This window comes from Flavobacterium foetidum, assembly GCF_004634245.1.
Lineage (GTDB): Bacteria > Bacteroidota > Bacteroidia > Flavobacteriales > Flavobacteriaceae > Flavobacterium > Flavobacterium foetidum.
In genome coordinates this window covers 23,698-36,112 of record NZ_SJTF01000019.1, presented here as the reverse complement: position 1 = coordinate 36,112, position 12,415 = coordinate 23,698, and the positions used below count along the sequence as shown (strand labels likewise).

General features: G+C 34.9%; 12 protein-coding genes. 5 read left to right on the top strand and 7 right to left on the bottom strand.

The window, feature by feature from the left end; translation table 11 throughout:
- Positions 1 to 182 precede the first annotated feature (182 nt).
- Together E0W73_RS19800 and E0W73_RS19795 are read right to left on the bottom strand one after the other, a co-directional pair.
- A complete protein-coding gene (locus E0W73_RS19800; RefSeq protein WP_135223774.1) occupies positions 183 to 2,537 on the bottom strand; it encodes a mechanosensitive ion channel family protein in 2,355 nt (784 codons plus the stop codon).
- 69 nt (positions 2,538 to 2,606) lie between these two features.
- Positions 2,607 to 4,013: an exonuclease domain-containing protein gene (locus E0W73_RS19795; RefSeq protein ID WP_135223773.1), complete on the bottom strand. Its 1,407-nt coding sequence runs from the start codon at positions 4,011 to 4,013 to the stop codon at positions 2,607 to 2,609.
- Between the two features lie 260 nt (positions 4,014 to 4,273).
- Between E0W73_RS19795 and E0W73_RS19790 the strand changes: the two genes are divergently transcribed.
- The gene (locus tag E0W73_RS19790; protein ID WP_135223772.1) at positions 4,274 to 4,522 is read left to right on the top strand and encodes a hypothetical protein; all 249 of its coding nucleotides are present in this window, start codon (positions 4,274 to 4,276) and stop codon (positions 4,520 to 4,522) included.
- 200 nt (positions 4,523 to 4,722) lie between these two features.
- Here E0W73_RS19790 and E0W73_RS19785 read toward each other — a convergent pair whose 3' ends face one another.
- From E0W73_RS19785 to E0W73_RS19775, 3 genes are all read right to left on the bottom strand, one after another.
- The gene (locus E0W73_RS19785) at positions 4,723 to 5,052 is read right to left on the bottom strand and encodes a DUF4870 domain-containing protein (protein WP_135223771.1); all 330 of its coding nucleotides are present in this window, start codon (positions 5,050 to 5,052) and stop codon (positions 4,723 to 4,725) included.
- 132 nt (positions 5,053 to 5,184) lie between these two features.
- Positions 5,185 to 5,925: a LytR/AlgR family response regulator transcription factor gene (locus E0W73_RS19780; RefSeq protein ID WP_135223770.1), complete on the bottom strand. Its 741-nt coding sequence runs from the start codon at positions 5,923 to 5,925 to the stop codon at positions 5,185 to 5,187.
- Position 5,926: 1 nt separating this feature from the next.
- A complete protein-coding gene (locus E0W73_RS19775) occupies positions 5,927 to 7,951 on the bottom strand; it encodes a sensor histidine kinase (protein WP_244248520.1) in 2,025 nt (674 codons plus the stop codon).
- A gap of 247 nt (positions 7,952 to 8,198) precedes the next feature.
- Between E0W73_RS19775 and E0W73_RS19765 the strand changes: the two genes are divergently transcribed.
- Genes E0W73_RS19765 through E0W73_RS19750 form a run of 4 tightly spaced genes read left to right on the top strand, consistent with a single transcriptional unit; the run spans position 8,199 to position 10,200 of the window.
- Positions 8,199 to 8,663, top strand: a complete 465-nt coding sequence (locus E0W73_RS19765) for a hypothetical protein (RefSeq protein ID WP_135223768.1) — start codon at positions 8,199 to 8,201, stop codon at positions 8,661 to 8,663.
- Positions 8,664 to 8,666: 3 nt separating this feature from the next.
- The gene (locus tag E0W73_RS19760) at positions 8,667 to 9,134 is read left to right on the top strand and encodes a hypothetical protein (protein WP_135223767.1); all 468 of its coding nucleotides are present in this window, start codon (positions 8,667 to 8,669) and stop codon (positions 9,132 to 9,134) included.
- The gene (locus E0W73_RS19755; protein ID WP_135223766.1) at positions 9,112 to 9,627 is read left to right on the top strand and encodes a hypothetical protein; all 516 of its coding nucleotides are present in this window, start codon (positions 9,112 to 9,114) and stop codon (positions 9,625 to 9,627) included. Before E0W73_RS19760 ends, E0W73_RS19755 begins: the two co-directional genes overlap by 23 nt.
- 30 nt (positions 9,628 to 9,657) lie before the next feature.
- Positions 9,658 to 10,200 (top strand): hypothetical protein, encoded by a 543-nt coding sequence (locus E0W73_RS19750; RefSeq protein ID WP_135223765.1) that lies wholly within the window; start codon positions 9,658 to 9,660, stop codon positions 10,198 to 10,200.
- Between the two features lie 64 nt (positions 10,201 to 10,264).
- On the opposite strand, the gene E0W73_RS19745 is transcribed toward E0W73_RS19750, so the two are convergent.
- Entirely contained in the window at positions 10,265 to 10,894 is a 630-nt protein-coding gene (locus E0W73_RS19745) for a DsbA family oxidoreductase (RefSeq protein WP_135223764.1), read from the bottom strand.
- A gap of 392 nt (positions 10,895 to 11,286) precedes the next feature.
- Positions 11,287 to 12,405: a DNA polymerase III subunit beta gene (gene dnaN, locus E0W73_RS19740; RefSeq protein ID WP_135223763.1), complete on the bottom strand. Its 1,119-nt coding sequence runs from the start codon at positions 12,403 to 12,405 to the stop codon at positions 11,287 to 11,289.
- Positions 12,406 to 12,415: the final 10 nt, after the last annotated feature.

The following is a 12,415-nucleotide window of genomic DNA, read 5'->3' as shown; positions in this document are numbered from 1 at the left end:
ATTTCTGTTTTCGTTTTTTTGTTAAGTTTAAACTATTGTTTTAACAAAAGCATATCAGGTAACAAAAATTGATGTCTTAAAATATTTAAAATATGAATAAAAAAATTTAAGAACTAAATCATAATTCAATAAAACAAAAAAGCGATAACCAACAAAATCTTTAGTTATCGCTTTTTTATAGTCTAGCTTGAGAAAGTAAGGCCTTTGTCTTTAAAACTATTATACAGTTCCTGGCGCGCGCTGCTTATTGTTTCTTCAGTACGGTAAATGCTGCACCAGAATTTTATAAGGAGTTTGTATTTTCCTTGAGAAATAGCACTGTAATAGATCTGCGATGGTTTTGCGCTGTTGACCAATTGCAGATTGGCAAGAGTCTCGTTTACAATGGTGTTTATTTCTTCTGGTACGGTTTCGCCGGTAATCTCGAATGTGACTTCTACAAGTTTATAATTATCTGTATAAGTCCAGTTGGTGATATTCTGCGATAATAAGTTACCGTTCGGAATAATAATTTCGGCACCATTTGGCGCATTGATTTTGGTAGTTCTTAGTCCCATAGACTTCACGCGGCCTGATTCTGAACTGATTTCAACAACATCTCCGATTTGGATAGGTTTGTCAAAAATCAAAATGATACCCGAAACAAAATTGTTGACGATATTCTGAAGTCCGAGTCCGACACCAACACCCAGCGCTCCAAGAAGAATGCTCAATTTGTCCAAAGGCATTCCCGAAGCGGCCACAGCCAGAAGATAACCGCTTATTAAGACGATAAGCCTTGTGATAAGAAGTTTTGAATGCTGTCTTTTATTAATGTTTTCTTCGTTTTCATCGTCAATTTCGCCAAAAAAGTACGCCACATAATTTTGAAGCAGGTGCGCCGCCCAAATGATTATGAAAAACAGAACAACGTTTTCTAAAGTAAAAGTAATGCTTCCGATTGTATTGGGATGGATTAAGATTTTTTGTAACGAAGCACGGAGGGACTCCCAAATGTTTAAATTAGATGCAATTACAATCAGCCACATATAACTGATTACTATGATAAATGGTTTTTTCAGAGTGTCTGACAAACTTTCGTAATCAAACATTTTCTCAATGCCTCGTTTTACTCTTGTGGTGTAAATTTGAAGAAGGATGATTTCTAAGATAATCTTCAGTAAAACACTTAAAGCAACAATTTGAGTTAATGATATAAAAGCAGTTATACTAAGCATGTTTGAAAGTGAAACTCGTCCAAATAAATTAAAAATAATGGATAAGGCATTCAAACCTATAAAAATGATGCTAGCCCATTTGAAGAATCCTTTGATATAAAGCTGTTCTTTTAAGGTCTTGATTTGTACTAGTCCGTATCGAATTCCGAAGATATTGATTACAACAAAGGCGCAACGTTGCACTAATCCGACGGTAATGAATAAATCTAGGAAACAAAGCGCAAAAAATAATCCTAAAAGCAAAAGCCAGTTGCGCATTGCGACACCCGACCATTTGTTTTTGAACAATACTGTTAAAGCCGCCAATAAGATGAGCTGAATTAACTCTAAAAACAGGGCAGGTGCATATAGATTGCTTACTACTGCAATGTTTAGTCCGATAACGACAACCGGAATGAGAACACCTCTGTTCAAATATTTAAAATTAAACTGTGAAAGATTCTCAAAACTGTTTTTAGTTTTTAGTAATTTGATGTTTCTCGAAATATACCAGAACAAAAGTCCCATAAAGAAACATAAAGTAATAAGTCCGCCAGCTTTGTAACCTAGATAATAAGCTGCTACATTTTCTTCAATGATTACTTTAGCTTTTATATTATGCGTCACTTTTTTCTTTATAGCAGAATCGCCGAGTTGCCACAAAGATGGATATTCTTTTTTGAAGATATTCACACCCGATTTTTCCAGTTTTCCTTCAACAGTAACCAAAGCGTTGGAAACGGCAATTTTTCGTTGTACCGTAAGCCTTTTTTTTGTGTTAAGTATTCCTTGATTTTCAGTCATTAGGCTGTCTGTAGCCAGATATCTTTTTCTAAGGTCTGCAAATTCTTTTTTGAATTGTTTACGACGGATGGTATCTCTAAGTAGAGTGATTAAAGTCTTGTCTTTTCGAAGGTCGATGACACGTTTTTTAATCTTTTCCAGTATTAAGTTTCGCGCATTGATTGCGGTGTTCTGCTCATTTAGCTCATGCTGAATTTCTTGCAGAACCAAACGGTACATTTGCTGATTTCGAACATTCGGGTTTGCGCCTTTTAAACTCGCTAAGATGAGTTCGAGTTTGCTTTCGGTGCGCTTCATGTCTCCAAAAAGATGATGTGTGCCGCCTTCAAAATCGGTATCGTTATAGGCAGATTCTAAAACTTCTCCAGCTTTTTCGATAGCCATCAGATAATCGCTGTCGGTTGCTGTAGTATCATTGAACAATCGGCCTGAGTTTTCTTTTTTAGGAGATTTGCTTTCTTGCGAAAAGTGTTGCTGCGAATAAAAAAGTGCTAATAATAGTGTTAGATAATAGATAGGCTTTTTCAGAAAAATCATAATTTTAAGGCTTGTTTACGGAGCTCAAATTTAGATTTTTTTGTGTAACTTTTGATTAAGAAAATAATTTTAAAATGAGAAATCGGTTTCTGTTTCTTTACTTTGGAAGTTTTTGCTGAAATAGACTTTTCTTGGATTTTTGTCGGCAAACGCAGAAACCAATTGCATAATGTACTGGCTACTGGTATAGGCAGTTAGATAATCTTTTATTTCTAAAGGTTCGGTAATGGCGGTTTCGGTGGGAAAATAGCCCATTCCGTAAAAATGTCCGTTTTCTATCCAGATACAACTGCGTTCCTCAAGCGAGCGTCCTTTGTCGATAATGGCAAAACTTGGCCTGCTGTTGATTAAGTATTCCAGAGCGTTTTCTACTTGAGTATTATGAACGGCAATTTCGGGATATTCAGAATTATTCTGGGGTATCAAAAATTCGCCTGGAGTTAGTTTGGAATAGCTGCAGAACCTTTGATCGATTTCAAATTTTTGAGAAAGCGAAAGCAACAAGTTTACACCTTCATACTCAGAATTAAAAACTTCAACACAAGTCTGAAATTTATTCAGTCTTCCAATAGCGAGATGTTTGTAGCCGCTACGCGCTTCATATTCGTATAATCCGAATTTGGGTTCGAAGCGTTTTAAAGCACGATTGTATGTAGGCCAGAGTTTTTTGATTTCGCTGTATTCCAGCAGAAGTGCCATAAGTTCGGTGGCACAGACCTCAAAAGATATATTGTAAATGTCTCGAAGAAAATTCTGTCGTTGCGGTTTTACATTATTGCCTGTAAAATGAGAAGCAACACGTTTTTTTATGTTGACCGCTTTTCCGACATAAATCACCTTTTTGTTTTGATCATAGAAATAGTAAATACCAGGTTTTTCTGGAAGCTGTTCAAAATCTGACGGAGGCAGGTTAGGAGGCAAGCGTTGGTCCTGAGAAGTCGTTTTAAGCATTTTTGATATATGCCCTTCGTCATCCCAATCCATAAGCATTGTAAACAAAATGGCGGTAGCATCGGCGTCGCCTCCTGCGCGGTGACGATTCTCAACAGGAATAGCTAGACAACGGCATAAATTTCCGAGACTGTATGAACTTAGTCCAGGTTTTATTTTTCGGGCTGCACGTACTGTACAAAGCTTTCGGGCGGTCCATTTAAATCCAGATTCCTGAAGCTGATGACGTACAAAGGAGTAATCAAAATTTACATTATGTGCCACGAATATACGACCATTGAGCATTTCAAAAATCTGCTCTGATACATCATCAAATATAGGTGCGTCGCGAACCATTTCGTTATTGATTCCCGTTAATGCGAAAATAGGAAGCGGAATATCTTTCTGCGGATTAATAAGCGTTTCAAAACGGTCAATAATGCTGTTTCCGTCATGAATAATGATGGCAATTTCTGTAATACGACTCCCTGAGGCATTTCCGCCCGTGGTTTCTATATCGACTATGGCATATTCAGTTTCTCTCATTTTGCAGTCTCAGAAAACATAAAAGAGCAATTTGTTTCTGATTTTGCAAAATTAGCATAGATTGATAGCTTTTTTTGAAAAAGTGCTGTTATAAATTATAACAAAGTTTTATGTAATTGATTATTTGCGAAATATTTACAACTGAGGAATTTTTAACAATTTCGATTAGAAGCGGAATAGATTTTTATCTATATTTATACATCTAAAGCTGCTGTTTTACAGTAGTTTGAACAAACCAAAAATAATTTAAAAACATCGTAATGGAAAGCACTATTAAACTTAGGGTGAGAAAAGAAATTGACAATGGCAGTGAGTTTAAGGTGATTAAACTGAAAGGTTCACTAATTGCCGGAGGCTTTACTGAAATTATTCATATTTCAGACGAAGACGAACATTTTTACCTCAATACTTTTTCTACACCTTCGGGAAACAAAAAATCGACAGAAGAATTTTTATTGGGATACATTTCAGATCATGAACTTAATGATGCTGTTATGCTTCTAAAATAAGGATTTGCTGTTTATTCAATTTTATTTTAATATAGACGAAAAAAGATGAGTTTTTTAGCTCATCTTTTTTATTTTAGGCATAAAAAAAGAAATGATTCTCAGATTTGGTCAATGCCAGACTCATAGCACCAACGATTACTGAGAATCATTTTCTGTATTCAAAAATTTAAAACTAGGCGTGTAAAAAACGGAATATGATTTTAGTCTATAAAACCAAATTTATCTTCAAATGCTTTTCCAATTATAGGAATTGGTTTCTTTTGCTCGTTTACGGCATTGATAATGCCAAAAATCCATAAAATGAAAATTGCATAACCAACGTAGCTTAGAAAGTAAAGTGAAGGCGTAGCAAATATTACAATAGATAAAAGAATATTTACTATAAATGAAACTACAAAAATGCCAAAGCCTTGCTTTAAGTGATAGGTCACAAGATCGCTTTTTGGAGTTAAATCTTTACTTTTAACAAATGCTATAATCCATCCAATAATAGTGATGTAGCTTAAGATAGAAAGGGTTTTTCTGTTCATCGTTATATTTATTTAGTAAATCAAAAATAGCTACAACTATATATATCTTAAATAGAAAATTTGTCTTTGGCCGCTTTGGGTTGGTATTTGTTCGGGTTAAATCAGTAAAGCGGAAATCCACTTCATCATTTCCTAAATTTCATCTTTCATTAATTTAAAAAATTGCTCTTTTTTGCCTCTCGAAATCGGGACTGTAGATTTATCAATCATTTGCACCATTCCTTCGCGGGAATAACTTACAATCGAGTTCACATTAATTAAGTGCGACTGATGAATACGAAAGAACATTGGAGGCTCTAGTAAATCTTCATAATTTTTTAAAGGCTTTGAAACCATTATTTTTCTTCCATCTGTTAAGATAAAGGTGGTGTAGGAGCCAGAGGTCTCACATCTAATGATTTGGTCCAGTTTTACAACATACATCGCTTCCTGAGTTGGCAGAATAATGCGGTCGGGTGTTTTGTTGAGATTTTGCTGTAATTCGTTTAACTGCTGTTTTTCTAACACTTTTTCTTCTAATAAAGTAATGCGTTCCACCGCAGTTTTGAGTTCTTCTGGATCTATCGGCTTCAAGAGGTAATCTATAGCGCTATATTTAAAAGCATTAATGGCATGCTGTTCGTAGGCTGTTGTGAAAATAAGATGAAAAGAATTGAATGTAATTTGCTGCAGAACATCAAATCCTGTTCCGTCAGTAAGCATGATATCCATAAAAACAAGGTCAGGTTTTAATCGGTCTATGAGTTTAACAGCTTCTGAAGCGCTTTCGGCATAGCCAATAATTTGAATTTGATCGGCTGCGGTCATTTCAAGCATTATAGATAACGCTTCTCTTAATCGTTGTTCATCTTCAATTATAATTGTCTTGTACATTTTAGTCTATTATTGGAATGTTTATAATTACGACACAACCTGTGCTGTCTGTTTCGGAATCGCGCTCTAAAACTTGAAATCCTGCCGATGGATAATCTTTTTGCATTTTACTCAATCGCTCATCGGTAATGGTTGTCGATAGTGATTGGTGATTGTCGTTTAGTTTTAATTTTCTCGAAGCAGCAAGTCCGATGCCGTTGTCTTTTATGGTACAGATTAGATTTTGCTCATCAGAAGCCAATTCGAAATAGATTTCCAATAATCCGTTGCCGTTTTTGGCTATTGGTTTTAAGCCGTGTTCTACCGCATTTTCTATAAAGGGCTGGATTAAGAGAGGCGGAATAAGTAAATCATTTTCAACTGATTCGTCGCATATGATAGAATAATCAAATCCATTGTTTAAACGAAGTTGCTGCAGTTCGATATAATTTTTTAAAGTCCGGATTTCTTCTTCAACAGAAATCGTTTCTTTGCGCGATTGCTCCAAAATCTGACGCGTTAGTTTTGCAAATTTATTGAGATAGGAAACCGCCGGTATAGTGTCTTTTTGCAAAATCATGCTTTGGATGTTTCCTAATGCGTTAAAAATGAAATGAGGATCCATTTGTGAACGAAGCAGTCTGCGCTCTAAAGATAATCGTGCGGCTAGATTTTCGATGGTCTCTTTTTCCATCAGCTGCATTTTTAATTCGGCATTGGCTTGTTCCTGGTTTAGAAAATCTTCTCGATTTTGATAATATCGCTGTCGATAGTAATAAGAACGAAACATAAAAATGAGTCCAATCAATAAAACTCCAGCAACAGCATAACCTAAAAGTTTGTTTTGTTCTTCGAGCTTATTTTCCTGTTCCAGCTGTTCGATTCGTTCCATTTTTTTTGTCGATTCGTACCTCGCTTCAGCATTCTGAAGCTCTCTTTGCATGCTCTCGTTATTCTTTAAGTTATTGTATTTATTGTACAGTGTATCATAAGCATAATAAGCCATATAATCTTTTCTTTTTATCGAAACTTCTTTAAGTGAGTTGTAAAAAGTGGCGAGCAGGTAATTATCTGTATACGGTAGACTTTTTTGATATTTAATTCCTTCGATAAACAATAGTTCGGCTTTGGTGTAGTCGCCTTTTTCGTTGTAGTAAACCCCTTTTAATCCGATTGCGCTTCGGTAAATAATTTTAATATTATATTTTTTTGCGATAGCTGTTGCTTTTTCGAGGTTTTCCAGAAATGATTTTTCATCAATAGGTTTTGGTCCTCTAGAGTACAATGCCGCAAGATTGATGTAAGCTATTCCGATATTGCTTTTACTGACTATTTTTTCCGCGTTCTTCTCAGTATAAGCTACTGTAACCTTAAAAAAGTCTAAAGCCACTCTCCACTCTTCTTCAGAACCGTCTTCAAGCGTATCGGTCAAGTAGCTTCCAAATGCAAGCCTAGCATGAAGTTGGCTTTCGGGATCTCCTGCCTGAGAAGCATGCAGTAATGCTTCACGAACATATTTTTTGACTTTTTCGGGTGAACCTGGAGAGAACAAGTACGAAATATCGGCCGCAATTTTGGCGCATTGATCGTGTGCATCTGCTTGCGAAAATAGCTTGTAAGCCGTAAGCAAATGATTTAATGCTTGAGGTTTATCATCTATATAAGACTTTAAGGTTCCCATTACCAAAGATGCAAATGCTTTTGTTCTTTTTCTATTTGATTTTTGTGAAAGAACATAAGCCGTGTCAGCATATTTGGTGAAATTTTTTAAATGAAGCAAACGCCTTTGTGTAAGTGCGAGATAGGAATAACAAATCACTTCATCATCTATATTTTTGTTTTTCTTGGCGAGGTTTAGGGCGTCAAACTGCATTTTTTTGCAGGCCGAAGAATCTGAAAAACGCTTGGAGTATCCTGCCTCGGCTTTTTTTTCTATTGCTGAAATTTGCTGTGCCTGAAATCTTGTACAGAACAATATACAAAATGCCAGAAATGCAAGTCTGAGTAGGATGCCTTTTTCGAAGTTTGGTTTGAATTTTATCTGCATTTGTTGTGGTAATTGAAGCCAAAATACAAATTGCATACAGATCGACCAAACGATTACGTACACTTTTTTCTCTTCAAATTTTAGTCCCAACAGCTCGTAAAGCTTAGTAAAAACTACGTCTTTTCTAAATCTTTTAAAAGAGTGTCCAAATAAAAATCTAAAACATCCATTTACCAATTCTCGATTGTCGTGCCTTTAACTTAATAGTAATCTTGCATTAGTTATTTTTTTTTAAAACTCTAAAATTATGAATAAGAAATTTTTTACTTTATTGGTTTTTGTATTGTGTTTTTTTACGGAATTGATGCATGCACAACAAGAAGATAAGCGAATTAAAATCGAAATCACGCTTAAAGATGGAAATAAAACAATAAAAGCGGCGGTAAGATCGGCAACATTTTCTTTTACGCGTTCTGTGAATAATTTTTCGGGAACAGAGAGCAAAGAAAACAAAGAAACAAACAATTATTATTTTTCATTAGATTTCGAAAAACAGGATATTGCTCTACTAGCTGTATTTATGAAAAACAAAGGAGGTGTTGACGGCCAGATTACAATGACCGATTCTTATGGAAAACTGCCATCAAGAAAGTTTGATTTTACAAAAGCGAGAATTGATTCGCTGAGTGATCAGATAAATGCCGACTACAGCAGTTCTTATTTTTCTTTAATCTGCTCGTCAATGATTATTGATGGCGTGAATCTTAATTAGTAAATGAGTCAGCTTAAAAAATTCGAAAAAAACGGAAACCAATACATCATGAAAAAACAGTACGGTTTCGGTTTGTTTATAGTTCTGGCAATGGCCGCATTTGCTATTGGATGTCTTTGGTACGGCAAATACATTGGGGCTGTAGTCTTCTTGGTGTTGACAGTACTTTGCGCCTTATCTGTTTTGCAGGATAGTTTTCTAATAGATTTAGATCAAAGGCATTTCGTAGTTAAGAACGGATTGATTAGAAAACCTACCACTATTCAATTTTCTGATTTCGTAAATTTTGAACTTTATAAATTAAAGCAAAACTTTATTACTACTAATGTTTCTTTGAATATGTATTATATCAAAGATAACGAAGAGAAATCTATCGGAATCGCTCAAGGTTTTTTGACTTCATCTATGCAGAAACTTATTAATGAAATATACGACATATTAGAATTAGATGGAAATTCAGGAAAGATATAATATCGAAGAAACTTTGAATACTTTTTCGTTTTGTCCTAAAAAGCCATCGCTTTATTTGTTGTGGTGGTTTTTGAGCGGTATAGCTGTAGGAGTGATTGTACTGTTATTTTTTGATCATCATCTCGAAGAAAGCATGAGATGGGCTATTTACATTGTTCTTTTTTACTTAGCAGTTCAAAGCCTGTACGATAGTATAGTAAGCTCTAGAATACGATACACATTTAACGGGAATGAAAATGCTGTGTATAAATTCAGTCCCATTTTCGGTAAAAGAAAAATTATGAAACTTCATGAAGTTGTAATATTTGCACATTCCGAAATGGGCAATTGGTATTATGCTCTTGGAGCAGCCAGAAGTCAGTTTGTCAAAAATTATATTTTGAGTGAAAGCTTTTCGTCGGGAAAGAAAAGCCTAGGCCGTCAGGATGCTTACGAGAGGTTTATTTTGAAAAAGATAGATAAATTAGTAGAATCGGTACAAACTCAGGCTTAGCCACAGAAAGCAATATTTAATGTTTATATTATGAGAATCAGTAATTTTTTAGTTTTTATTTTGTTTTTCTGTACTGTCTCGTGCAATTTGGTAAACGATAGTCCAGAAAGAATTTTTCAATTGATAGGATTGAATGCAAACAAGATTCCATCGAATTACGAGCGTGTTTTTAAAGAACTTCGATTACAGAAGGAAAATGGGTCTTTAAATGTTCCAACCGAGGATGGCAAAAGCATGAAAAAAGCTAACTGTGTAGAATTTGTAAAATACTTTTATGGAGCTACTTTTAAGGAAGATTTAAAGAAAATAAAGAAGCTAAATCCGGATAAGAATGCTGAAGAAATTGTAAAAGCTGGATTAGATTTATTTGAATATGCTGACCAGATTCAGACTAAAGATTTTCCGATAATTGCAAAAATGATAGACGACGGAAAAAGTGCTGAAGATATTGATGCTGCAGCAAGAAATCTAGATAATACGAAAGGAATCGAAATAGATAAAAAACACCAAAAAGTCATGGATTTGCTTCTTCCGTATGCTGATAAAAACGGAGTAGAGTATAAGAGATTCTAACTTTTGATTTAATTTTAAAACGCATCATGGCAATTGTCACGATGCGTTTTTTTTTATGATTAAACTATTTTAAAACTTCTTTGATCGTTTGTATAAAAGCTTCTACTGGTTGCGCTCCCGAAACAGCATATTTTCGGTCAAAAACAAAAAACGGAACACCTTGAACTCCAATTTCGCCAGCTTCCTTAATGTCTGATTCTACTTCTTTCAAAAACAAAGTATCGCTTTCCAAAACTTCTCTGATTTCATTTTCTGCTAAACCTGCCTGGATTCCAAGTTTTATTAATGTCATTCCATTGTTTAAATCTTCTCCATCGGTAAAATACGCTTTAAAGAAAATCTCTTCCATGGCATCTCCAAGATTTTTCGTTTTCGCCAGTTGAATGATGCGATGTGCATTTAAGGAATTTGAAATAACGGCTTTGTCAAAATCATAATCTAGACCAACGCTTTTTGCACGTTCTGCCACACCTTTATGCATTTCTTTAGATTGTTCAACTGACATGCCTTTTCGTTCTGCCAAATAGGCGTAAACATCTTTATCAGGCTGTGAGGTTATGGTTGGATCCAGCTGAAAGCTTTTCCACTCGATTTCAAATTCATTTTCAGGAAAATCTGCTAATGCAGTTTCCAATTGTCTTTTTCCGATATAACAAAACGGACACATGATGTCCGACCAAATTTCTATTTTCATAATTCAAAGATACGGAAATTTGTTGTTTCAGGTTTCAGGTTTCAAGTTTCAGTTTGATATAGTAGATGTATAGTTTAACCGCAAAGTTCGCAAAGGTTTACGCAAGGTTCGCAAAGGTTTACGCAAGGTTCGCAAAGTTTTTACACAAAGCTTTGCAAACTTTGCGTTTTCGATAGGTTTCGTATATCAAAAAACCTTGCGTGCTTTGCGGTTAAATACATAAAGCACATCAACCTGAAACCTGAAACAAATAAAAAAACCGCAACTCTTTATAAGAATTGCGGTTTCTAGGTATAAAAAATGGTTGGTTAATAGCGATATATTTTTTTTACAATGATATGTTTTTAATTCGAAACTAAAAAAAATCCCTGTAACAAAAAGAAACTTTGATGTTAACTATTTAACATTACGGGCATTACAAGCATCGTAACTGTTTCACCTTCTTCTAAACCATCAACAGGAGTAAGGATTCCCGCTCTGTTTGGAAGAGACATTTCAAGCATAATCATATCAGACTGCAGATTGGTAAGCATTTCTGTCAAGAAACGTGAATTAAAACCAATTTGAAGATCATCTCCTTGATAATCACAAGTTAATCTTTCTTCTGCTTTGTTTGAGTAATCAATATCTTCTGCAGAAACATTTAATTCTGCTCCAGCGATTTTCAAACGGATTTGGTGTGTGGTCTTGTTAGAGAAAATCGCAACACGACGAACTGAGCTTAAAAATAAAGAACGATCTATCATTAATTTGTTTGGATTTTCTTTCGGAATTACCGCTTCGTAATTAGGGTATTTTCCATCAATTAAGCGACACATCAAGATATAATTGTCAAATGAGAAAGTCGCATTTGAATCGTTGTATTCAATTTTTACTTCTGCATCAGAACTTCCTAAAATGCTTTTTAGGATGTTCAAAGGTTTTTTAGGCATGATAAAATCGGCAACCTGAGATGCTTTTACATCTGTTCTAGCATATTTTACCAGTTTATGAGCGTCGGTAGCCACAAAAATTAATCCTTCAGGTGAAAATTGGAAGAAAACTCCAGACATTACAGGACGCAAATCATCATTTCCCGCGGCAAATATTGTTTTGCTTACTGCGGTTGCTAAAACTTCAGCAGGAACAAGAGTTACAGATGGTTCTTCTAACTGAACAGCTTTCGGAAATTCTTCTCCGGCAGCATATGCTAATGCATATTTACCAGAATTTGAGCTAATTTCAACGGTATTGTTGTCTTCAACAGTAAAAGTCAAAGGCTGTTCTGGGAATGTTTTTAAAATTTCCAACAAAAGTTTTGCAGGCACAGCTACGCTTCCTTTGCTTGTAGAATCGATTGATAATGTAGCAGACATTGTCGTTTCAAGATCTGAAGCCGAAACAGTCAACTCATTATTATTCAGCTCAAATAAGAAGTTGTCCAAAATTGGCAACGTATTGTTACTGTTGATTACACTACCTAAAACTTGTAATTGTTTTAATAAGTACGAACTCGATACTATAAATTTCATCTGTATTGTT